We start from the raw sequence: 24,043 nt of genomic DNA, 5'->3' as shown, positions 1-24,043 counted from the left end.
CAAGCTTTTGAACAGGAGAAACAAGCAAATCATCAGAAACTGATTACCCGTCCGACCGCACCCGAGCCTACGATGGGGGCATCGGGAAAGGATGTGGCCGTGCAACGTGCATCGTATATTGTAAACGCAATTGAGTCCATCGGAGTCATGTTTACCCGTCTGGATGAAGAAGAGTACCGCGAAACGAGCGCTCCTGATGCGTGGGAGCCGGTGCGGCAGGCGGTCGAGCGCTATCGGTCGGAAAGCGGCTGCGCAGCAAGTGCGCGATACGCGTCGGCCGACGGCGTCTTTTCCGACGGCACGATCGAACTTGCGCAGCACGCTTTGATCGATAGATGCTCGGGTCTTGCGGCAGGTACGCTCAAGCCGCCTACATGGCCGATCCGCCGCATGCTCCAAAACGAAGTGCTCGTCGCCGGTATGCCGCTTGCGGCTCTTCCGGTCGAATCGCTGTACCGACCGTGGTCTCAAGCCAAAGGCAACAATTACGGTGCGCAACGCGGGCTGTACCTCGGCGACGCGGCGCAGCATGTGCTTGCGATATACGATGCACTCGGCGTTACGGTGCCCGAAGCATTTGCGGCGATGCCCGACCATCTGGCCCTCGAGCTCGATCTGCTTGAGCTGTTTCTTGAAAGCGGCAACGAAGAGGCGGCGCGCTCGTTTGCGTCCGACCATTTCGATTGGCTCGGCGAATACGACAACGCGCTTGCTGCGCGCAGCGAAGAAGTCGAGCGGGCCCGAATGCTCGACGATGAGAAGAAAGACTCCTTGCGCGTCGGGATCGCACATCTGCGTGCGCTCGTCGCGTTGGTCGATCTGCTTGCGGCAGATGTTGCGCAAAACGGGATTGCCGAGGACGCATGCGAAGGTGCACACGCGAGTGCATGCGATGCAGAATCGGCTGCATGTGCAGATGAGGGCGTGCGCGCGCTCACCCCTGCATGTGCGGGTGCGAGCGCATGAAACCCCAAGGACACTTCGCCTTATCCGGCGATGGTTCGATAGATGTATCCAATCGTCTCAGACGGGAAGATCAAACAAGGAAGGAGAGATGTTCATGCGAGACGTTTCAAGGCGGACATTCTTGAAGGGCACGGCGGCGACGGCGGCGTTAGCTGCAGCAGCCGGCTCGGTGTCGCTGGGCGCATGGCAGGCCGAGCGGGCACATGCAGCCGACGGCGTGGTAGCGGAGGCGCCGTCGCTGTGCAACGGCTGCTCGAGCAAGTGCGGGCTTGTTGCCACCACGGTCGACGGCCAGCTCTGGACCCTCAAAGGGAGCGATGTGCATCCCTACGCGAAGGGGCACATTTGCGGGCGCGGCCATGGCCTCGCTCAGATGGCGTATTCCGACGAGCGGCTTACCCAACCGATGCGTCGCACCGAATCGGGCGAGTTCGAACCGATCAGCTGGGATGATGCGTTTGCCGAAATCGGCCAGAAAGTAAAAGACATCATCGCGGCCAACGGCGCGGAATCGCTCGCCATCATCCAGGATCCGCGCCCCTCGGGCAAGTACTATGCCAAGCGGTTCATGAACGCGCTCGGATCGGCCAATGTGTACGCGCACTCCTCGTCGTGCAACCTGTCGAAGGAAAGCGCGTACACGCAGACCATCGGCGCGTCGAACTATTCGACCGATTTCGGCAACGCGAAGATGGTCGTGTTCATCGGCCGCAGCTACGGCGACGGCATCCGCCCCTCGTCGGTTGCGAGCCTTGCAGCTGCGGCTGAGGCCGGCACGCGTATCGTGACGGTCGATCCGCGCCTCAACAACTCCGCCATCTTCGCCGATGACTGGGTGCCGATCAACCCGGGTACCGACCTTGCGTTTTTGATGGCGCTCTGCAACGTTCTCATCGAAGAGGACCTCTACGATCATGAATTCGTCGAACAGAACACCGTCGGGTTCGAGGAGTTCGCCGCCCAGGCGAAAGAGTATACGCCCGCATGGGCTGAAGAGATCACCGACGTGCCAGCCGAAACGATCGAAGAGCTCGCCCGCGCCATGGCGGCTGCGGCACCCGCTGCGTCGATCGAGGCGGGATGGCGTGCCGTCATCGGCTGCTCGTACAAGAACTCGTTCGATACCGCCCGCGCCGCCACTGCGGTCAACGCTCTTCTGGGCAGCTGGGGCGCGAAGGGCGGGGCGCTTCTGACCTCGTCGCCGAAAGCGGGCAAACTCGACGACGCTCGTTTCGACGATCCACCGAAGCCCGAAGCTAAGGCCATCGGCGCGAAAGAGTACCCGCTTGCCCTCGCGAGCGCGGGCACGAACATCGCCGCGCTCGAAGCCATGCTTGACGGCAGGCTCAAAGGCGCGTTTTTCTACAACTCGAACGCAGCCAAGGGCTACGCGCAGCCGAAAACGTGGACCGAGGGGCTTCAGAACCTCGATCTCGTTGTTACGATCGACGTGCAGATGAGCGAAACGGCGCTGCAATCCGACTACGTGCTGCCCGAGTGCACCTACATAGAGCGCCTCGAGCTCCCCGAGTGGATCGGCGGCAAGAAGCACTTCGTCGGTATGCGAACGAAGGTGCTCGAACCCATCCATCCCGAGACGAAGGCGTGCGACGAGATATTCTCAGGCCTCGCCGAGGCGTGCGGTGTGGGCGAGTACTTCCAGTTCACTGCCGAAGAGCTTGCAACCGCCCAGCTGAAAACCGTCGGCGTCGACATCGAGACCATCAAGAAGGAAGGCACCGTTGAGCTTCCCGATCCGAAGTTCGCCTACGGAACCCCGACGTTCAAAACGGCATCGGGCAAGTTCGAGTTCAAGTCCGATGCAGTCGGCGAGGCGGGGCTCAACCCGGTTATCGGCTACGTGGAGCGCAAGGTGTTCCCGCAAGACGGCGAGTTTGCCATCGTGGGCGGCAAGCAGGGCATCCATTCGCATACGATGACGCAGAACATCGCCTCTTTGAACGCCATCTCGCGCCAGTACAACATGGAGCGCCTCTGGATGGCGGCGAAAGACGCCGAAGCGCTCGGCATCGCAGACGGAGACATGGTGGAAGTCGCTTCGAGCGAGCATACCGGGCAGGTCGCCGTGCACGTGACGCAGCGCATGAAGCCGGGCGTGGTGTACCTTCCCACTCACTACGGCGGCGATTCGCCCTATCAGACGCGCGCCTACCAGTACGGTATAGCGCTCAACGACTTCATTCCCTTCGATGTGGAACCGGGTGTGGGGTCGATGATGAGCCAGGAAGTTGCGGTAACGGTCAAGAAGGTGGAGGCATAACATGGCACGCTACGGAATGCTGATCAACACGAAAAAGTGCGTCGGATGCTACGCCTGCCGCATCGCCTGTCAGATGAAGAACCACCTCGAGCCATCCGAAGCGTACATCCACTACGAGGAGCGCGAAACCGGCGAGTACCCGAGCGTGTACAACGAGATCATCCCGCTTCAATGCCAGCACTGCGAAGACGCGCCGTGCGCGGCGGTCTGCCCGACGCATGCAACCTATACGACCGACTCGGGTGTGGTGCTTGTGGATGAGAGCAAGTGCATCGGGTGCAAATACTGCATGGCTGCGTGCCCTTACGGAGCCCGCATCGTGCACGAGGAAACCGGCGTGGTGGAGAAGTGCCGCTTCTGCTGGGAAGACGGCGCGCCGGGCAATCCGCCCGCCTGCGTGGGCACCTGCATCTCGGGAGCGCGCGTGTTCGGGGATCTCGACGACCCGGAAAGCGAGGTCTCGAAGGCTATCGCGAAGTACAACGCCCAACCGATCGCGGGCGACCTGACCAAATCCAAGATTTTCTACGTGAGGTGATGAAGCATGATCTGGGGTCCAATGATTGCATGGTACCTGTTCTTGGCCGGCGCCTCGGCCGGTGCCTTCCTAACTTCGGCGTTCGTCGAAGCGAAATATCCTGAGAGCAACAAGATGCGCATCGCCGGTCGCATCATCGCTCCCGTGTTCGTGGGCATCGGCCTGCTCATGCTGATGCTCGATGCGGAGGCCGGGTTGATGAATCCGCTGCGGTTCTTCTATCTCATCGCGAATCCCGGTTCGGTCATGACGCTCGGCGTGTACTTCATCTGCATCTACATGCCCGTTACGCTCATCGTGGCCGTGCTCGAGATCCTGAAGAAGAAGGTTCCGAAGTGGCTCACGTGGATCGGCATCGTGTTCGCGTTCGCCGTTGCGGCCTACACGGGCTTCTTGCTCGGCGTGGTAAAGACCTTCCCTTTGTGGAACAATGCCATCCTTCCCATACTTTTCGTGGTGTCGGCTCTTTCTGCGGGGTTAGCGGCAACGAGTCTTGTCGGTTTGATTACCGACCGCGAACGGTTCGAGCACATGTGGCTCATCAAGAAAAGCCACGTGATATTGTCAGCGATAGAACTTGTCGTGCTGTTCACGATGCTCATCATCGTCCATACGGGAAGCAGTGCCGGGGCGGCGACGGTCGATTCGCTCATCATGGGGCAGTATGCGCTGCCGTTCTGGGGAGGTATCGTTCTCCTGGGTCTGGTGGCACCCTTCCTGATCGAAGGCTACCCCGTGTTCATCACGAAGCGGGTCGAAACGTCGACCACGTCGCTTGTCTTGAGCGTGATCGGCGAATCGGGCGTGCTGATAGGCGGATTCCTTCTGCGTCTGCTCGTCGTGCTCGCTGCGTTGCCGCTCGTGTTCCTGTAAGGCGAATCGTGTCTGAGGCGCCGCAGGTTCGCCCTGCGGTGCCTTGCTTATTGCAGTGCGCTCGAGCGGCGTCTGCGCGAAGACGGATGGCGGCAAATTCCGCTAGAGCGCATGCGTGAGAAAGCACCGTGCGTGTGCGGATGAGAGAGAGGAACGCTATGGACGAGCAGCATGTTCCCCGATGGGGCATGGTTATCGACCTCGAGAAATGCGTGGGATGCGATTCGTGCACCGTCGCATGCAAGGCCGAAAACCGTACGCCACCGGGGATCACGTACAACATCGTACTCGAGCAGGAAACGGGAACGTATCCGAACGTGCGCATCGAATCGGTGCCGCGCCCGTGCATGCAGTGCAAAAACGCGCCCTGCGTTGCCGTGTGTCCGGTGCAGGCGACGTATCGCGGAGCCGACGGTATCGTCGTCATCGACTCGAACCGCTGCATCGGATGCAAGTACTGCATCGCAGCCTGTCCTTACGGTGCTCGCAGCGCCGACGAGGGCGAATCCTACGAGGGCGAGATGCAGGCAGCCGAGCAGGTGGTCGTGCCCGAATACGGCATGGACCGCGGGACGCGCGGCAAATACCGGGCCACGTACGGAACGGCGCGCAAGTGCACGTTTTGCGCCCACCGCATCGCGCGCGGCGAATCTCCCGCCTGCTGCGAAACCTGCGTCGGCGATGCGCGCCTGTTCGGCGATCTCGACGATCCGGAATCGACGGTGGCAAAGCTCGCCGCCTCGCCGCGCGCGTTCAGGTTGAAAGAAGAGCTCGGTACCGAGCCGTCCGTCTACTACTTGAGGTGATCGCCATGAAGCATCCTTCTTTGCAGCGCTGCGCGTCCGATACGCAGCCGTTTCCCCGCAAAACAACCGTCGTCTGGGCCGTCATCGTGGTCGCGTTGCTTGGTGCGGGGGCGTTTTTCATGTTCGACCGCCTTGCGAACGGCCTCTCTCTCACCGGTGCCACGAACGCCGTACCCTGGGGGCTTTGGGTTGCCGTCTATATCTGGTTCTCGGGCTTGGCAGGGGGCCTGTATCTGATTTCGGCACTCACATACCTGCTGCGCATTCCCCGGTTCGCTTCGGTTGCGCGGCTTGCGCTCGGGATGAGCATCGTTTCGCTCGTCGTGTCGATGATTTTCATCGGCATCGATCTGGGGGCCATTAGGAACTCGTGGACGGTGCTGCCGTTCTTCCACTGGTCCTCGCCGCTCTCATGGGAGATCAAGGCTTACATCTTTTTCTTGATCGTCTCGATCGCCCAGCTTGCGCTCGTACTGTACAACGACCGGCCGCGCGGGCAGAATCGGGGCAATGTGAACCTCGCCATCCGCGTTCTCGCGGGCATCGGTGTTGCGACCTCCTTCGTAGGGCCTCCGGGCGGCACGGGCATGTTCTTCGCTGCGGTGAAGACGCGGGGCTTGTGGGAGGGCGGCATCACATCGGTGCTCTTCTACGTCATGGCCCTCGTTTCGGCGGCGGCGTTTCTCATCGTCGTGTGCCGCCTGCTCGCCCGCCTGCGTGCGCAGCGCGTCGACGAAGCGGCGCAGACGGGACTCGTCTGGGTGTTCGTCGCCTCGCTCGCGGTCCTCGCGTTCTGCGTGTTTTTCCAGCTCGCGCCGATACTCCTTTCGAACGATCCGCGCTCGGGCGTGGCGGTTGCAGCCATGCTGCAGGGTTATCTCGCCCCACTCTTCTGGATCGGCGAGATAGGGCTTGGTTTCGTGGTTCCCGCGGTATTGCTGATAGCCGGCTACGCCACGCGGCGCGCGGGATTCACCGTTGCTGCGGCGCTCAGCGCACTCGTCGGCATCCTTTCGCTACGCTACGTGTTCGTGGTCGCCGGTTTTTCGGCTCCTTTGCTTGAGGGCTTACCGCAGCCGATTTACCTACCGAGCGTATCCGAAGTGCTCGTGGCGCTGTTCGTACTCGGCATGACGGTTGCCCTCTTCGGGCTTGCCGTGCGGTTCGTTCCGCTCGAGAAGGCGGGTGCTGCCGAGGGTTTCCCGGGCGAGCCTGATTCGTGTGCGCCGGCGGGAGGCGGGCCGCGCCCCGGCGATGCGATTCCCCTCGCCGACGACGCGGCAGCCTCGAGTTCGGCTGCACCGGCATCGCTGGATGCTTCCGCCTATTCGACCGCGTACGAGGGAGGTGCTCGTGATGGAGCAAGAGCGTAACGACCAGGTGCATCGCGCCGAAGTAGCGGGGACGAACGGCGATTACGCGCCAGTCGAGGGGGATTCGCACGATGGTCAGGCGCTGCCAGTCGAGGGAACATCGCACGACGAGCGGGCGCATCGAGGCGCGGCGGGGGCGCACAACGACGCACCTACTACGGCGTCGCCGTTCGGCACGCCCACGCGTCGCGCGGTGGTCGGCGCAAGCGCCGCAGTAGCGCTCGGAGCATTGGCGGGAGGCATCGGGTTGGGTACGTACATGGCAAACACCGATCAGTACACCGACCTCCCGCATGGGCGAGGCGATGAGACCGACGCCTATTCGGCCGACGATGTGATCTTCTCGATGTGCAACAACTGCAATACGTACTGCACGATCAAGGTACGCGTGTCCGACGCTGCCGAGGGCGAAGCGGCCGCGCAAGGCGCGACCGCCCTCGTGCGCAAGATCGCGGGCAACCCCTATTCGCCGCTCAATTCGCAACCGTACGCGCCCGTGCCCTACGCTGCGTCTCCCGAAGAAGCGCTTGCCCCCGACGGCACCATGGCTACGACCGGCCGTTCCTTCAATGGCGGCATGATCTGCCTCAAAGGTCAGGCGGGTATCCAGCTCGCCCACGATGCGCTGCGCATCACCCAGCCGCTTCGGCGCGTGGGCGAGCGCGGCAGCAACCAATGGGAGAGCGTTTCGTGGGATACGGCCATCGATGAGATTGTGAACGGATCGCCTGCGCTCGGCACGCCGGGTATCGTCTCGTGGTGGGCGTTCGCTCCGCAAAAGCAGGTCGAGGCGGATGTGGCGCGGGTCGAAGCGGGCGAGATGGAGAAAGCCGCCTTCGAGGAGAAATGGGCCGATACGCTCATCGATACCGACCATCCCGATCTCGGTCCGAAATCGAACCTGTTCTGCGCCTGCGGGGGCGATCGCATGTACCTCATCGGCGACCGCTTCGCCGAGCAGGGCTTCGGCACGGTAAATCAGTTCAACCACGGCGGCGTGTGCGGCATGACGGGCGTCATGGGTAACGCGCGCACTCATCCGACGACGGGACACAAGCGGATGTACGCCGATATCGACAACTGCGAGTGCCTCATCATCTGGGGTACCGAACCGATGACGGCGAACAAGGGGCCGACATGGCTCGCCCCGCGCCTTTCAGTTGCACGCCAGCGCGGCATGAGGCTTTTCGTGGTCGATCCCCGCCAGGGCAAAAGCGCGGCGAAGGCCGACGTGTGGCTTCCCGTAAAGCCGGGTTTCGACACCGAGCTCGCGTTTGCCATGGCCTCGTGGATCATCGACAACGAACGGTTCGACGCGCGTTATCTGAGCGCTCCGGGCAAGAAGGCGGCCGAGGCGATCGGCGAGCCCACATGGTCCGATGCGACGCATCTGATCGCGGTTGACAAGCCGGGGCGCCCCGTGGTGACGGCAAAGCTGCTCGGGCGCGCCGGTGAGCCAGGCGCATCGGGCGAGCCGCTCGCCGACGATGCGCGGTTCGTCATCGCCGAGGGCGAACTCGTGGAGGCGGACGGGTTCGACGGCGCAGCCGAGCTCGACGTGGACCGGGATATCGAGACCTCTGACGGCCCCGTGCATGTGAAAAGCGTGTTCGCACTTCTGAAAGAGCGTCTGGCCGAACATACGCTCGAAGAGTACGCTCGGGCTGCGGGCATCGATGCCGCGGTGGTTGCCGAGGTTGCCCGCGAGTTCACCTCGCACGGCAAACGCGCATGCGTGATGAGCTACCGCGGCCCCGCCATGCATACCAACGGGTTCGATGCAGTGAGGGCGGTCGGCTACCTCAACTTCCTCATCGGCAACCACGATTGGAAGGGCGGGCACATCGCCTCGGCAGCGAAGTTTGCCCCGCTTGCGGGGCGCTATGACCTCGCGTCGACGCCGCACGCCCATAAAGCCTGGGGCATTCCGATCACGCGCCAGAAGACGGTGTACGAGAAGACGAGCTACTTCAAACAGGACGGCTATCCGGCGAAGCGCCCGTGGTACCCGCTGCCGGGCAACCTCTCCCATGAGATTGTGCCTGCGTTGCGGGCGGGTTACGTGTACGATCATCTGGGCGCGCTGTTCATCCACCGCCATTCGCTCGTGGATTCTACGCCGGGTGGCGATAGGCTTTCCGATGTTTTGACCGATACCGACAAGATCAACCTGCTCGTATCGTTTGACGTCGAGGTGGGCGATACCTCGCGGTTCGCCGATTTCGTGCTGCCCGATCAGACCTATCTTGAGCGGTTTAGCCAGGAACCGATCTATCCGAACCAGCAGTACAAGCTCATCCAGCTCGGGCAGCCCGCCGTGCGCGCATACGAGGGACCGCGTCCGGTGGAGGACGTGTACATCGAGATCATGAAGCGCCTCGGGCTTCCGGGTGTGGGCGATGCGGGCGTGGAGCGCGGTAAAGCGGGTTCGGGCGAAACGGCTGCGCTCAACAACCAGTACGATTATTGGCTCAAGATGGCCGCGAACATCGCCTATGCGGGAGACCCCGTGCCCGATGCCGATGCCGACGAGCTCGATCTGTTCGAGCGCGTGCGCACCCGTTCGCTCAAAGATACGTTCGACCTCGGTACCTGGAAGGCGGCGGTCACCGAAGAAGAATGGCCGAAAGTCGTCTACGTGCTCAACCGCGGCGGCCGATTCGCCTCGGCCGATCCTGCGAAGGACGACGGCTACGACGGCGATCTCATCGCGGTACGCTACAACGGCCTGTGCGCCTTCTACGATCCGAAGACAGCCTCAACGAAGAACGCGCTCACGGGCGAGAACTTCGACGGGCTCGCGCGAGCCGCTGAAGTCGCCTACGCCGATGGCACGCCTCTCGAGCATCCGAGCGAGCGCCCGCTTGCGCTCATCAACTGGAAAGCGCGCACGAATGGAACGCACCGCACGATCGCGTCTGCCTGGTTGCGTGAGGTCACAACCGAGAATTTCGTGTGGATGGCACCTGCCGATGCCGAAGCGCGCGGCCTTGCAAACGGCGACGCGATCGAGATCGAAGGCCCTCATGGCACGTTCGGCGGCCACGTTCGCGTAACCGAGGGCATCCGCCCGGGCGTGGTTGGGTGCAACTATTCGTTCGGGCATACGGGATACCGTGCCGAACCGATCACCGTCGACGGCGAAGTGCTCGAGCCTGCGCCCGATTACCTGCAAGAGGCGGGCATCCTCGACGGCGACGAGCCCGGCAAACAGGAGACGGGCTATGCGGGCGGTCGCGGTCGGGGCTTCAGGATGAACGAGCTTCTGCCCGACGATCCGACGATCGAAGGCGGCGGCGGACTCAACGATCCGGTTGGGGGTGGAGCGGCCCAGCTCGATCTGTGGGTGGAAGTACGTAAGGCGTAAGAATCGAAACGTTCGATGATCCGACGTGGTGAGAGCCGTGTCCTGCGTATGCTCAGGGCGCGGCTCTCATCGTCTCGCCCAACAGCAAGCGTATTGCGGGACACAGGGGGACGGTCCTTTTGTGTTGTCTAGGACAACACAAAAGGACCGTCCCCGTGTCCCCTGTGTCCCCCTGTGTCCCTGTGCCCTCGGGCCTTCGCCTAGGCGTGGGCCCGCGCGCGCGTATCGGGATAGGCTCCTGCGAACTTGAGCAACGGTACGATGGCGTGATCGTTCCAGAACGTGATGAGGGGGCCGGCGAAGAACGCAGCGATCACCGTGAACACCCCGATGGGGCCGCCTACGAAGAACGCGACGATGGCAACCAGGATATCCTGTGCCATACGCACGGGCGTGTACGGTGCGGGCGTGCGGTTCGAGATGACGATCGCAACGGCGTCGTAGGGGGCGACGCCCGTGTCAGTGTTCATGTACGTGGATACTCCGAACGTGAAGAGCGCCACGCCGATGACGAGGCAGATGCCCGCCTGTACGAGCCCGCCGTCGAGTGGGAGCGTCGAGGTGAGCGCCCACGTGAAGAAATCGACAAGGAACCCAACGCCTACGAGGTTGATGATGGTTCCGATGCCGATCTGTTTACGCCCGAAAATGAAGATGGGTATGAGAATGATGAGGTTCACAACGAGCTGGTAAACGCCGAGCGAAATACCGAGCATGTCGCTGATGCCGATGTTCATCGCGGTGAAGGGGTCGACGCCGACGCCGCCGATGCGGTTGACGGCGATGCCGAGCGAGATGATTACGATGCCGAGCGTAGAGAAGGCGACGCGCTTCGCGAGTTTCTTCGTCTTCTCGGGTACCTTGTTTTGTGCCATAGGGCCGCCTCGTTTCTGCGGTTCGTCGGTTGTTGTACCCAGTATCGACGAACGCAGGGACGGCGGGCGAAACCGTTTCGAGGCAGAGAAGCGGCAGTTGCTCGGGCGTTATGTTGCCACCGTTCGGTTACGCTCGGCGGGTATCCGCCCCGCGCACGAGGTCGAATAGAAGCGCATGGGCGGCGCAGAGCACAGGGTCGAGCACGGGCACTCCCGTTGCGCGCTCGAGCGTCGGTGCTATATTCGCATCGGCGAGTCCTGTGCAGGCGAGCGCGATGGCGTCGATGTCCTTCTTTGCAAGCTCGCGGGCTGCATCGACGGTAGCCGAGTGCCCGGCATCGGTACGTAGATCGAGCGTGCAGGAAACGCCTTCAGGGACGATGTCGGCGACAAGGCGGTCTTGAAGGATGCGCCTAAAGGAAGCGGGAACGGTTTCGGTGATGCCAAGCACGCCGATGCGGTTGCCGAACCTGAGCGCCGCTTGGGCGGTGGCTTCGCCGGCACCGACAACCGGGATGTGCGCGACTGCGCGGATTTCGGGAACGCCTGGATCGTCGGCGCAGCTCACGATGATTCCGTCGAGTCCCGCAGATTCCAATTCGCGTGCAAGGGCAACGACTTTCGGTACGGCGAGCGCTTTTGTCCGGGGATCGTGGACGCCTTCGGGTTGGTCAGGCAGAGAACGCGAGACTGTCTCGAACTGGCCAAACCAGTGCTCGATCAGACGTCCGTGAGATTCGGTTGCCTCTTGGTCTTGCGTGAGCACGCGGATGATGCCGATGCGAAACGTGCGGGTGCCTTCCATGCTGCTTCCTTCCAGGCTTTCAGCGGCGAGCTCAGAGCGGCTGACATACGGGACAGAAGTACACGTTTCCGCCGAGAAACGCTTTGCGGGTGATAGGGCCGCCGCAGTGCGGGCACGGGCGTTCCTTCGTTTTCGCAGAGAGAATCGTCGCGTAGCCGCCCGGTTTGCCGAAGAAATCCTTATCGGTATCGCGTCCGCCTTGGGCGGTCATGGCGGCAAGTGTGGTTTTTACGCTCGCGAACAGCGCATCGATGTTGCTTCGGTCCATATCGCGCAGTTTCTTTTGCGGGTGCACGCCCGCGTTGAAGAGGATGTCCTGCAAGACGCCGTTGCCGAGGCCCGGTATACGCTGCTCGGTGGCTAAGAGGGCTTTCGCCGACAGCTTCGGATCGGCTTTAGCGACGAGGGCGTCGAAGTAGGGCTTGTCGAATGCGTCGGTAAGCGGCGAGGGCAATGTGCGCGCCACGTTGTAATAGAAGTTGTCGGTCACGCCGTTTTCGTACAGCATCATGCCGCCGTACATCTGCACCGAGCATACGATGCCGCCGCCATCGTCGAACCTTAGATAGAACTGATACTTCTTGGGAAGCGCGCCGCCCGCTTCGACGAAGCGCACGTTCGTGCCGTCGTTGAATGCAAGGTGAACGTCGCCTACGGTGACATCGACGATGCCACCTGCCGCTTCGCAGGTATCGAGTGTTTTGCCAACCAGAAGGTTCGGATAGGCGTCTGCGTCGTGGCTGTAGAAGGCGAACCCGTGCGGGGTGTGGGCCGCCTCGACGAAGGCGACCTTACGTCCTTCGAACGTTTCGGCGATCTGGCGGGCAACGGTTGTGCTCTCGGGAAGTTCCAGCATGGTAACTCCTTGCTTAAAAGCTGACGCGCCCATTATACCGAAGCAGCCGACGAACGGGGGAGTTCAGCTCAAATCGCTCGGATCGAACGCCTCGATAAGATCGAGAAGCTCCTGTTTCTTGTGAATCGCGAGCTTTGCGTAAATGCGCTTGCTGTGCGTGCGGATGGTGTTTTCCGAGACCACGAGCTCTTCGGCGATACGGGCGACGCTGTTGCCGCGTGCGATGAGCTCCATGACTTCGGTTTCGCGCGCCGAAAGGCGGTAGTGCTGCTGCAGCGCTGCCGCCTGCTTGGAGATGCGGTCGCGATACAGCGGCTCCTCAGCGGGCTTGGGCCGGGTAGCCATTCGAGCTTTCGAACCCTTCTTGGAAAGACGGGCCTCGGTCGCAGGCGTCGTTTGGCCGGCTTCGAAGTTCGGCGTCCCGTCGCGGGTCTGCTCGGCGTGGGGTTTCTTGGGGGCAAGCGGCATGAGCGCCACGAGCTCGATGCTGTCGGCGCCTGCTTGGCTGGGCCGCAGCGCCTGACGGAAACCGCCGTGTCCGATGAAGTGCATGAGTCCGAGCAGATACAGCGCCGCCAGCGCGACGGCTACGAGCGGGGGAATGCTCATCATGGTAACGTATTCGGCGAAGGTGCCGCTCATGAACCCTATGTCGTGGAGCATGTACACGATGCCGCCGAAGAATCCGTAGATGAATACCGGATTGATGCCGCGATCGCGTGATGCCTGAGCGCATTGAATCATCATGAGCATGATGGCGCAGCAGTACACCGCGTACAGCGCGCTCGCAAACGCGCCCGTGAATCCCTCGCCGAAGATGGGAAGAAGCAGAAACGCTGAGATGAGGAACGGAAAGAAGATGCGGTAGGCAGCCGTCACGTTCAGCCTGATGTTCTTAACTTGCCACACGAGCAAAAGCACGACGGCCGCCACGAGCGATGCTCCCATCGAAAGCACGTTCACGAGCGAACCGATTTCAGGATCGCCGATGGCGACCGAGCGCATGATGCCGCAGCAGAAGCCGAGCGTCCCGATGGCGAGCGCGCTGCGCCAGTAGTCGTTAAGTATTTGCCGATACACGTGAGGATGGGCGCGCGGCACATCCTCGAACATAGGCTGGTTGAGATCGATCGTCCTGCTTTTCAGCACGATGCACAGACCAAACAGGGGCAGGAACACAAGCGGAATCAGGTACGTGGTTACCGCTTGAGGAATGAGGTACAGCGAAAAATAGAGAATCGAAGCGTAGGCGGTGCCGAGGATGAGGTCGCGGTTGCCCACATCCGCTTCCTGGCTTGCGAACAGGCGCTGCCAGAGCATATAGAAGCCCGCCGATCCGAGGCCGAGCAAGGCGCCGCCTGCAACGACAAGCGCTACGGCGGCTTCGTCGATATAGATTGCGCCCACCAAAGAGCACCATCCCAAAAAGTACGGCACGCTTGCAGCGGCTACCAGAAACCTCCGCGTCGGACCGGGGAAGAAGTACACGCCAAGCGCGCTTGCGAAGTAGCTGAGCGAGAACACGAGCGATTGGGCGAGGAAGAAGTTGAACACGATCGCAGGCGTTTGGAATTCCATCGGCAAAAAGGGAAACACGCCGCCCCATACCCCCGCTGCGTTGATGGCGAGGAAGAGCGCGTAGCCGAGCGAGGTCACGTTCGGCTTGAGGATCGAAACGAGGCTCGCGAGGTTCATGCGCGCGTCTCCGAGCACCCCGCCGCTTTCAGGCATGCCGAAAGCGCGTTCGCAACGAAGCGCCCACCACGGCAAGGCGCTCTGAGCACGCGCATCGGCACACGTACGATCGAAGCGATGTGGTGCGGTGTCGAAATGGCCGTTCCCCTCGTTTTGCGGTGTTTCGGTATGCGATCAGTATAGCGCGAGTATCGTGCGCAAACGGGGATCGTCGGTAAAACGGTAAACGGGCACCAAGCTCTTGATCAGCATCTTTAAAAAGTTCGCACGTTTTATGTGACAAGCTTTCGTGCTTCTGAGGCATTCGTTTCTGCCATTTGGAGATTTTGTTACACGGAAAATCCAAACGGAGTACAATGAATATAAACTATGCGCGCGAAATGGGAGAACGGCACGAAAGCGGAGTGAGGCACATGTTCGAAGTGGGAAGCACGGTTTTGTACGGCAGCGACGGCGTTTGCACGATACAGGCGATCACGCATAAGGATGTCGGCGGTGTATCGGGGGAGTACTACGTGCTCGAGCCGGTGTACCAGAAGAAATCGACCGTATTCGTTCCCCTCGATAATGAGCGGCTGATAGGCAGGATGCGGACCATCCTTTCGCCCGAAGAGCTCATCGGGCTTATCGAGGACATATCCGATAAGCCGCTCATGTGGATCGAAGACGAGTCCGAGCGCAAGATCGCGTACCGCGAGGTGATCGCACGCGGCGATTGCGCAGAGCTCATGCGTTTGGTTAAGACCCTGTATCTTCATCGCGAACAGCAGCTTGAACGCGGCAAGAAGCTTCATGCGTGCGACGACCGGTTTCTCAAGACCGCCGAGAAGATGATCAACGACGAGTTTGCGATGGTTCTCGAAATAAAGCCCGAGCAGGTACCGGCATATCTGTCCGCTCGCATCGAGGCCAAAACGTCCGCGCGCAGCTCATGCGGTGCACGCAGGGGGTTTCGCGGCAGATAGCCTCAAAATCGCACGAATCATGTGATAGCCGAGCATGGTATTTGGGTATGCTGGTCTGTAAGCACGGTGCCTACTGAGTGGGATACAATGGTGGCGATCCAACGTGCTATCGAGAAGGAGACCAATGCATACGAAACTGAACGACGTCGAATTTCGCGGCGAGGTGGCGTTCGTCGGCGAGACGCTCGGCCCCTTTTTCCTGCAGGATCCTGTCAAGGGCGACGCGCAGGTTGCGTTCGAGGCGGTAGCCGTGCTCGAGCCGACTGAAGCAGGAAAAGAATGGCCTTTCGTTGCCGACGAGCGTGCCGAAGAGCTGCTCGCGTTGATGGTTCGAGGCCTTGAGGGCGGCATCGACGATGACGGGCTTGTGTGGGAGTACCTTCGGCTGTTCATCGGGCCCGCTAAAAAGCCCGCTCCCCCGTGGGGTTCGGTGTATACCGACCGCGAATGCGTCGTATTCGGCGAGAGCACGCTCAAGCTTCGCCGCTGGATGCGCGACAACGGCATCGAACGCACGACCGACGAGAAAACGCCCGAGGACCATATCGGTCTTATGCTCGTTTTGCTAGGCTGGCTGGCCGAAACCAAGCCCGAATTGGTCGAAGAATACCTGTGCGACCATGTGCTCACCTGGTCATCCCATTTTCTCGATGAGTTAGCGCAAGCGGCTGAACAGCCGTTTTACCAGGGGCTTGCGCTGCTTGCGAAAGAAAGCCTCGAGGGCATGCAGCGCGAGTTGGCGCTTGAGGTTACGTATCCGAGGTACTACCGCTAGCCGATGGGATCGGGATTCGAAACAGCGTTGGGCGAGATAACGCTTGTCCTGTTCACGACGCTCGCACCGTCGGGCGTGTTCGCGTTCATGATCATGAGCGCCGCTCTTGCGCGCGGTAAGATCGACGGTGCGCTTCGCAGGCGCATCGATCAGTTCCTCTGCATACCGCTCATGGTGTCGATGATCGGCCTCGTCGCGTCGGCAACCCATCTCGGAAACCCCGCGAATGCGCTGTACGTGTTCATGGGCGTGGGGCGCTCGCCTCTTTCGACCGAAGTGTTCTGCGCCGTGGTGTTTCTCATGTTGGCAGGGGTGTATTGGCTCTATTCGTTTTCGCAAAAACCCCGTATCGGTTTGCAGCGCGCATGGTCGGTAGCGATCATCGTAGCGGGGGCGGCATTCATCACGGCGGTCGCATTCGCCTACGATGCCGAAACCATCGTTTCCTGGAATACGGCCTTCGTGCCCCTCAACCTGTGGCTCAATGCGCTGGTGGGAGGCCCGCTTTTGGCCGTTGCCGCTCTGCGCGGGGCGAAAGCCGATTTCGTTGCGGGTTCGTTCGGGCGCGCGATGTGCCTGTGCGCAGCCGTTGCGCTCGTTGCCAACACTGCGGGGTTTGCCTTGCAGGGGGCCGAATACCCCGGGATGGTGAACGCCTTCGGAACCGCCGCCGACCTCGTGCCTGCCTATGGGCTTCTCGTCGCAGTGTTCTTCGTATGTTGCGCTTTGGGCATTGCGCTCGACTTTGCGGCCCTCTCGAAGGGGAAGCTTCCGAGCCTCGGCACGGTCATAGCTTCCTGCGCGCTTGTTCTTGCGGGCATATTCGTCATGCGGTTCGCGTTCTATATGGTGCACATGACCATAGGGCTTGCGTAAGCACTTCTTCGGCGATTGGCTCAGATCTGCGATTCGCTTATGGCGAACTGAGATTTTCCGTTTGCCTTCGCTTTGTAGAGGGCGGCATCTGCGCAGCGGTACAGTTCGTTTATCTCGCCTCCTTCATCCGGAACCAGGGCGATGCCAGCCGAAACCGACAGATTCACTTGCTCCCCATCGGGTGTGTCGATGGAGAACGCGGTCGTGCAGATATCGTTCGCCTTGCGTTCGGCACCTGCTTTTTCAAGCCCCGAGCAATACGCGATGAACTCATCGCCGCCCCAACGGGATACAACGTCGTCTTTTCTGAAGAACTTCTTTATGCTCTGTGCGATTTCTGAAAGGGCCTTGTCGCCGACGATGTGGCCGAATTGATCGTTTATGTGTTTGAAGTCGTCGAGGTCGAGGATTATGAACGCCCCTGAACCGCTTTCCTCCTTCGCTGCCGCGAGCGCCCGTTTGATGGCCCGCGACCCTGCCGAGCGGTTCAGGAGCCCCGTCAGCGAATCGCGGTCGGCTCGCGTTTTCAGATCGAGCACCCGCCTTTTGGTTTCGTCGATGTCCTCCAGATAGCCGATGGCTTTTGCAGGAGAGCCGTCGCTTCCGTACACCACTTCGCACGAGATCTTTACCCAGCGTTGATCTCCGCTCTTGAAATCGACGAGTATCTCGCATTCGGAATCGATACCGCGGCTCAGTCCCGAGAACATCGCCGCGAGCTTTTCTCGGCTGTCAGAGGAAAACGTGCTTGTGGCAAGCGCTTCGTCGAGGTCGATCGCAGCGGTCTCGTTGTGCTCGAGCAAACCGTTCGACGCGAGGAACCGCGCTGCCAAGCTTTCGCTCGAGATGTTTTTGAACATGAGCGAGTTCGTTTCGATATCGTAGAGCCATACGTTGAGGTCGGCCTGCTCGACGACGCTTTTGAGCAAACGGTCTTCCAGCTCGAGCTCGGTTTGCATCCGCACGGTTTCCGATATGTCGATGCACACGCTTGCAATAGCCAACCGCCCGCTTTCGGTGCGGACCACGCGGCCCCGATCGGCAACCCACGTCCACGACTTGTCTTTGCGCACCAGGCGGTACTGCGTATTGTACTCCAGGCCTTCGTAGTATTCGGGCCCGATATCCGAAGCGACGCTTTCCCGGTCGTCGGGGTGAATCGTGTTGATGACCTTCCCCCCAATTGCATCGACAAGATCGGCGTACGAATCGCATCCGAGCATGCGTACCATTTCGTTGTTGGCGAAAAAGATGGGGAAATCCTCTTCGCAGTACCCGCCTATAAGTCCGCTCGGCGCGGTTTGCGAGAAAACCTGAGCGGCGATCTGCTGGTTTTCGGCGGTGATGTCTCCGATGGCCTGATCCGACACATGGATGCCCATCACTTCTTCAAGCGCTTTCTGGGAGGCGCGCAGGGCTTCTTCCTGAAGCTTGTCGCGGGTGACGTCGAGCAGCGTCGCATAGAACAGCTTGCGGTTTCCCTCGTTTCGCAGATGGAACGTCTTGATTCTGATCCAGATCGTATCGCCGGCGGCGGTGAGGCGCCGAAACGTACCGAGCGCGCCCGATACGGCATGGCGTTCCGCTTGCTTAAACAGTTCGAGCAGCTGCCGCCGATCGTCGGGATGCACGTAATCGAGGATGCCCGCGCGCATTTTCGCCATGTCGCTCGGATCGCATTGCGTGACACGGTAGTACTGCTTGTTCACCTGAAGCAGTTCGAAACCGTCATCCGAAAGCGCGTACACGGCCATGGCGCCGACGACGTTATCGATGATGGAACGGCTTGCGAGATCGTTTTTGAATATGTCGTGAATCTCGATGATTTCAACGGGCTGGAAATTGATGCCGCGGTAGTCAACAAGATCCTTGTTCGCGAGCAGCCGCTCAAGCTCGTCGGTCGGAAGCGGCCGGTAAAAATAGTAGCCTTGTGCGTAGGTGCAGCCGATATCCTTGAGGAAATCGACCTGCTCTTTGGTTTCCGCCCCCTCGGCAACAACCGAAAGCTCCATGAGGTGGGTCATCGTAACGATCGATTCGAGAATGCTTTCGCCTCGGTTGAGTTCGTCTTGGGAAAGGTCGAGGAATTTCATGTCGATCTTCACCACATCGGCCTTGATCTCCCGCAGGATGTTGAGTGACGAGTAGCCGCTGCCGAAATCGTCGATGAACACCGAGAAGCCGCGTTCCTTGAAGGCGCTTACCGCCTCGATCATCTTCTCGTCTTCGGCGTAGGCGCTCTCGGTGATTTCGAGGTGCAGGACCGACCGGTCGAGACCGTACGAATCGACGAGCTCGGTGATGGATTCGACTATGTCGATGGAGTACAGATCGCCCCGCGAGATGTTCACGCAGGCGGGAATAGGGGTTTCGCCTCGATCGATCCAGCCTTTGATCAGCCTGCAAGCCTCTTCCCATACGTAGAGGTCGAGGCTTGCGATAAACCCGTTGCGCTCGAGGATCGGGATGAAATCCGCCGGACCCACCAGACCGCGTTCGGGGTGGTTCCAGCGTACAAGCGCCTCGACGCCGACGATCTTGCCGGTACGGGTGTTGCATTGAGGTTGCCAGTACAATACGAACTCGCGGTTTTCGAGTGCACGCTGCACTTCGATGAGTATCTTCGGATCTTCTTCGAGGCGCTGCGTCATACCCTGTTCGTACCAAACGCAGCGTTTCGCGTAGTTACCCTTGATGGAGAGCGCTGCGGTCATGGCGTGGTCGCATATGGTGCGCATGGGGATCGCGCCGCCCTGTGCAAAGCACGCGCCGATGGCGGGTTGGAACCCGATGCCCCGGTCGGCGGGAGACGAGATGGTTTTGAGGGCGTTTTCAAGATCGACCGACTCGGCGGTCCCGTAGGGCAGCAGTGCCACGAAATCGTCTCCCCCGAGGTATCCGGTTATTCCGCCGTGCGATGCGGCAAGCTGCTTGAGATGCTCGGCGATTGCCTTGAGCAGCCGATCGCCCGCATCGCGACCGAACCACTCGTTGAACACTTTGAAGTTTTCGATGTCGATATAGAGAAACTCGTAGGGTTTGCTCGGATCAACGGCTGCAAGCTCGGTTGCTTTCCTCATGAACGTACCCGAGTTGTACGTAGCCGTAAGCGGATCGAGGCCTTCAAGCTGTTTGACCAGCGCATCTTCGCGCGGCAGGGCGGCATCGCCGATCCAATCGTCGTTAACCTGCGAAATAAAGCACATGAGCACGGGTTCGTTTCCTGCCCCGCGCTTCACGGGGATGACGGTTTGCGTGGTCCAGCCCCATAACCCCGAAGCGGTTTTCCTGCGGAAGCGATCTTGCAGAGTGCCGCCTGCCTGCGTGATTCGGGTAAGGATGGTGGTGATGTCCCAGAATTCGACGAACCGCGCCCGATCGTCGGGGTGCACGAGACTTTCGAGTATGTCGTCGAGCATGTTGTCGATCGGCCCTGTTGAGGGGGGTGCGGCGAACAGGCCTTGTTCGCTGTACAGCACCTGGTAATTGTTTCGGGCGAGGTCGATTTCGAAGAGCTCGTCGTAGGCCGCCTCTTTCGTAAGCGCGAAGAAGAGGTTTTTGCTGCCCTCGTCGATCTCCTGCGACGAGAACAGCACGCAGGGACCGTGGCCGGGCCATTCGATTTCCAAGCTGAGAATCTCGTACCATCGGTCGAGTCTTTGGCTGTAGATGACTTCCTGGTTGAGCTCTTCGCCCGATTCGGGGTGCCACGGACAGTCGGTACACGGATTGTGGCGGTTGCGAAACGCTTCGAAGCATATATCGCCCTCGCGCCCGCGTGGAAACAGCTTTCGGGCGCGCTCGTTCATAGAGACAATGCGATACGAGTGATCGATCACATAGGAATGCCTGCCTGTATGTTTCGAATCAGCCATACCCCTCGATTCGTTCCGTGCCAAAGGCCGCCGTGCGTGTGTGGCGTATGATCGTACAGCATACCATGACTGGATAGCGTAGAGATACAGATTGCCGCGTACACGGTGGCGTCGGGCGGGGATCGTGGGGTCTCGGACGGTCACTTGCGATGATGCGACGAGTGCATGTCCCCCTCGATATCTTCGACTTTTCGCTCGATGACGCCTTCGAGGTTCGCGACGCTGCGTGCGAGCGCCTGTCTCTCGGCTCGAAGCGGCAGGTATTCGCTCACGACGATGCCTGCAAAGATGAGGCCGAATCCGACGAAGAGCGGGCCGGTGAGCACTTCGCCGAGAAACGCGATGGAGAAGACGACGCCGAACACCGATTCGGTGGCGAGGAAGAGCGAGGCTGGCGCGGGATCGACATGCGCGACGGCGATGTTTTGCAGCAGCAGGGCGATGCACGAAGCGAACACGACGAGGTATCCGAGGCTTATGTAGGTATCGAAGCCGAGCGTGGCGAAATCGGGCATGGGTTCGAACGCGAACGCTGCGATAAAGCCGAGCAGCCCCGCGACGACGAACTGGATGATGGTGAGCGCCATCATGTCTCGGCCGGATGCGAATCGGGAGGTGTAGACCACGTGGAAACTTAGGAACACCGCCGAAAGCAGCGTGACGGCATCTCCGAACCTCAGTGCGAAGTCGGTCGAGCCCGCAAACGAAACGCAGCCGACGCCCGCGACGCAGACGAGCGCTGCGGCGATGTTGAACTTCGTGGGACGAGGCCCTGAGAGCGCCCACATGAGAAACGGGATGATCACGCAGTACAACGAGGTGAGAAAAGCGCTGTTCGAAGCTGTGGTGTCGGTAAGCCCCGTCGAATTCGTCCAATAGGCGAGAAAGATGAACACGCCGAGGACGAAGCCCTTTTTCAGGTGATCGGCGTTCAGGTGCTTTTTGAGGCGTGGGAGCAAAACGATGCCGAGAATGAGGCCTGCAAACGTGAAGCGCACGCCGACGAGCCATGCGGGCGGAAACGAATCGACGGTAGCCTTGATGACCACCGTTCCCATTCCCCATATGGCGGCGGCAATGAGAAGGTAGCCCTTGAAGAGCCAGAGGGGCTTCGGCTTTGAATTGTCCGCTTCAGCATGAGACATAATCAGAGCATCATAGCACTGACGGGCCCGATTGCGAGGAAGCTTTTCCCTTGCTGCGGTAAGGATGGGTTCGATCGTGCGAAGCCGAGCGCACGTACCATCGGCGTCGAAGCTGTGCGAGGCACCTGCTTCGACGCCGAATGATGCCGGGCTAGAGGTTTGCCACCTGTTGGCCGACGAGCCAACCCCAGGTGAAGCAGCGTCCGTTCGAATTGCTGGAAACGGTTATCGGGTAGTCTACGGCATGGAGGTCGCCCGAGGTGTTGCCGACAGCGTACAGACCCGGTATACCTTCACCGTTTTCATCGAGCACCTGCAGTTCGGTGTTGATTTTCAGGCCACCGGTTACCACGAGAATGGCCGGTGCGCACATCGTCGCGTAGAAAGGCGGCTCCTTGATGGGGTAGAGGAACCCAGGCTCTTTGTGGTAATCCTCGTCCAGACCCTTCTCGCAGAACTCGTTATAGCGCTTGACCTCGTCGAGGAACGCTTCTTTGTCGACGCCGATCTTGTCGGCAAGCTCTTCAAGGGTGTCGGCTTTCCAGGCAACCTTCTCGTCTGCCGCTTGGCTTTCCACCAAACCGGTGACCATTTCGGGTTCGAATTCCTGCTCGGTACTGCGGCTCATGGAATCCCAGAACATTCCGCCGCCGTTGCTGAGGCTGTCTTTGGTGTCTTCGCCGAAGTTGGAATCGAAGATCGAGAACGCATAGTGGTTCGTTTGCTCCATGCACTTGATCGATTTCGCTTGAACCCACGTCGCCTCGTTGAAGAAACGGCGTCCTTCGAAGTTGACGAACATGAAAGGTCCATGGAACCACGCGCCGGCCTGCGGGTGCAAGGCGACTGGGAACGGAGATTCCTGCATGACGCCGCCTGCCCACATGCCCATCTTATGACCGTCTCCCGTGTTGATGCCGACGGGGGTATAGTCGCTGCGGATGACGTTCTTCATGATGTCTTCGCAGTAGTAGTCCATCATCTCCTGGTCACCGTGGATGTCGCCGGTTGCAAGAATGACCGCCTTCGACGCGTTGATCCTTTTCTTCGCACCCGTTGCGTCTTCCACGATCGCTCCGCTGACTTTGCCGCTGTCGTCTTTCACAAGCTGCAAGCCTACGTGCTCGAAGAGGAATTCGACACCAAGCTCGAGGCAGTCCATATAGGTTATCTGCGCGGGAATGTAGCGGCAGCTGAACGCTTCTTCGGGAACGACGCTCTCCCAATCCTCCGGTGCGTTGAACGTGTGATTCGACGGCTCTTCGGGAAAGTAGCCGCTCGTCGAATAGCCGGCGAACACCTGGTAGGTGACGTTGTATTTATCGGCTTTGTCGAGCAGCCAGTTCATGGCGTTGCCCGATTCGTTCATAAAAAGCGTTACCAAGCGCTCGTTGTTGCGGTTACCGCAGGTGCGGTTCCAGAAGTACTGAGCACGTATCACGTCGGTCGTTGCTCCGACTTCGTAGTTCAAACGGGAGTTCACCGCGCCGACGCCACCGCCGCGGCCGTTTACGGTCGCAGTCTTTTCGCACACGACGACCTTCGCACCGTTTTCCGCTGCGCTGCATGCCGAAGCCACGCCCGCGTTGCCGGCCCCGAGCACGAGCACTTCGGTTTCGATGGTTTCGCTGATATCGGAATCGGCTATGGGTGCGGGCGGAGTCGCCCATGAGGGCGCGTTGAAGTAACCGGAGCCTGGGGCTGGCGTGCCGGCGTTTGCGGGATCGCCCGCTGCTTTGCTCGCATCAGACGAGCTCGGCGCTGCCGATTCTTGCGGGCTGCATGCCGCCAAGCCTACGGTTGCGCCGCCCAGCGCTGCCATCGCGCCCGCAGCGGAGACCCCTTTGAGAAACGTGCGGCGCGAAACGCCCGAGTTGCGAGCGGCCGTGTCCTCGTTTGCATTCGTTTTGTTTTTCATGACATCCCTTCCTCTTGTGACGAACTTTGTTGCCGGTGCGCCTTGTTCGCGTCG

Annotated in this window: 17 protein-coding genes; 10 read left to right on the top strand and 7 right to left on the bottom strand. The window is 60.5% G+C overall.

The features are described from left to right. Positions 1-99: 99 nt before the first annotated feature. From FJE54_RS01825 to FJE54_RS01795, 7 genes are all read left to right on the top strand, one after another. Positions 100-966, top strand: coding sequence for a molecular chaperone TorD family protein (locus tag FJE54_RS01825; RefSeq protein WP_180326501.1), 867 nt, complete (start codon positions 100-102; stop codon positions 964-966). An 88-nt stretch (positions 967-1,054) separates the two neighbouring features. Further along, positions 1,055-3,247, top strand: a complete 2,193-nt coding sequence (locus tag FJE54_RS01820) for a molybdopterin-containing oxidoreductase family protein (RefSeq protein ID WP_439653126.1) — start codon at positions 1,055-1,057, stop codon at positions 3,245-3,247. 1 nt (position 3,248) lies between these two features. After that, entirely contained in the window at positions 3,249-3,785 is a 537-nt protein-coding gene (locus FJE54_RS01815; protein WP_139650960.1) for a 4Fe-4S dicluster domain-containing protein, read from the top strand. 6 nt (positions 3,786-3,791) lie between these two features. Further along, positions 3,792-4,658, top strand: coding sequence for an NrfD/PsrC family molybdoenzyme membrane anchor subunit (gene nrfD / locus FJE54_RS01810; protein ID WP_139650959.1), 867 nt, complete (start codon positions 3,792-3,794; stop codon positions 4,656-4,658). A gap of 158 nt (positions 4,659-4,816) precedes the next feature. Continuing rightward, positions 4,817-5,464 carry a 4Fe-4S dicluster domain-containing protein gene (locus tag FJE54_RS01805; RefSeq protein ID WP_139650956.1) on the top strand — a complete coding sequence of 216 codons (648 nt, stop codon included), beginning with the start codon at positions 4,817-4,819 and terminating at the stop codon, positions 5,462-5,464. 5 nt (positions 5,465-5,469) lie between these two features. Continuing rightward, positions 5,470-6,837 carry an NrfD/PsrC family molybdoenzyme membrane anchor subunit gene (gene nrfD / locus FJE54_RS01800; RefSeq protein ID WP_139650954.1) on the top strand — a complete coding sequence of 456 codons (1,368 nt, stop codon included), beginning with the start codon at positions 5,470-5,472 and terminating at the stop codon, positions 6,835-6,837. Beyond that, positions 6,821-10,204, top strand: a complete 3,384-nt coding sequence (locus FJE54_RS01795) for a molybdopterin dinucleotide binding domain-containing protein (protein WP_139650952.1) — start codon at positions 6,821-6,823, stop codon at positions 10,202-10,204. Before nrfD (FJE54_RS01800) ends, FJE54_RS01795 begins: the two co-directional genes overlap by 17 nt. Positions 10,205-10,404: 200 nt before the next feature. On the opposite strand, the gene FJE54_RS01790 is transcribed toward FJE54_RS01795, so the two are convergent. The 4 genes from FJE54_RS01790 to FJE54_RS01775 form a co-directional block, all read right to left on the bottom strand. Beyond that, positions 10,405-11,079, bottom strand: coding sequence for a YczE/YyaS/YitT family protein (locus tag FJE54_RS01790; RefSeq protein ID WP_139650950.1), 675 nt, complete (start codon positions 11,077-11,079; stop codon positions 10,405-10,407). A 127-nt stretch (positions 11,080-11,206) separates the two neighbouring features. Next, a complete protein-coding gene (locus tag FJE54_RS01785) occupies positions 11,207-11,884 on the bottom strand; it encodes an aspartate/glutamate racemase family protein (RefSeq protein WP_139650948.1) in 678 nt (225 codons plus the stop codon). A 31-nt stretch (positions 11,885-11,915) separates the two neighbouring features. After that, entirely contained in the window at positions 11,916-12,740 is an 825-nt protein-coding gene (locus FJE54_RS01780) for a zinc finger domain-containing protein (RefSeq protein ID WP_139650946.1), read from the bottom strand. 63 nt (positions 12,741-12,803) lie between these two features. Then, the gene (locus FJE54_RS01775; RefSeq protein ID WP_139652171.1) at positions 12,804-14,435 is read right to left on the bottom strand and encodes a response regulator transcription factor; all 1,632 of its coding nucleotides are present in this window, start codon (positions 14,433-14,435) and stop codon (positions 12,804-12,806) included. 356 nt (positions 14,436-14,791) lie between these two features. On the opposite strand from FJE54_RS01775, the gene FJE54_RS01770 reads away from it, so the two are divergent. From FJE54_RS01770 to FJE54_RS01760, 3 genes are all read left to right on the top strand, one after another. Further along, entirely contained in the window at positions 14,792-15,400 is a 609-nt protein-coding gene (locus FJE54_RS01770; RefSeq protein ID WP_139650944.1) for a CarD family transcriptional regulator, read from the top strand. Positions 15,401-15,524: 124 nt separating this feature from the next. Then, positions 15,525-16,175, top strand: coding sequence for a Tat proofreading chaperone DmsD (dmsD, locus tag FJE54_RS01765; protein WP_139650942.1), 651 nt, complete (start codon positions 15,525-15,527; stop codon positions 16,173-16,175). Positions 16,176-16,178: 3 nt separating this feature from the next. Further along, on the top strand, positions 16,179-17,051 hold the full coding sequence (locus tag FJE54_RS01760) for a dimethyl sulfoxide reductase anchor subunit family protein (protein WP_139650940.1): 873 nt from the start codon (positions 16,179-16,181) through the stop codon (positions 17,049-17,051). Between the two features lie 20 nt (positions 17,052-17,071). Here FJE54_RS01760 and FJE54_RS01755 read toward each other — a convergent pair whose 3' ends face one another. From FJE54_RS01755 to FJE54_RS01745, 3 genes are all read right to left on the bottom strand, one after another. After that, positions 17,072-20,926, bottom strand: a complete 3,855-nt coding sequence (locus FJE54_RS01755) for an EAL domain-containing protein (RefSeq protein ID WP_139650938.1) — start codon at positions 20,924-20,926, stop codon at positions 17,072-17,074. A 140-nt stretch (positions 20,927-21,066) separates the two neighbouring features. Further along, positions 21,067-22,071, bottom strand: coding sequence for a DMT family transporter (locus FJE54_RS01750; protein WP_139650936.1), 1,005 nt, complete (start codon positions 22,069-22,071; stop codon positions 21,067-21,069). 151 nt (positions 22,072-22,222) lie between these two features. Continuing rightward, positions 22,223-23,989 (bottom strand): FAD-dependent oxidoreductase, encoded by a 1,767-nt coding sequence (locus tag FJE54_RS01745; RefSeq protein WP_139650935.1) that lies wholly within the window; start codon positions 23,987-23,989, stop codon positions 22,223-22,225. Positions 23,990-24,043: the final 54 nt, after the last annotated feature.

Origin of the sequence: Raoultibacter phocaeensis (assembly GCF_901411515.1) — a bacterium.
GTDB classification, from domain to species: Bacteria; Actinomycetota; Coriobacteriia; order Coriobacteriales; family Eggerthellaceae; genus Raoultibacter; species Raoultibacter phocaeensis.
The sequence above is the reverse complement of the archived record's forward strand: the minus strand, read 5'-3'. Positions and strand labels throughout refer to the sequence as shown.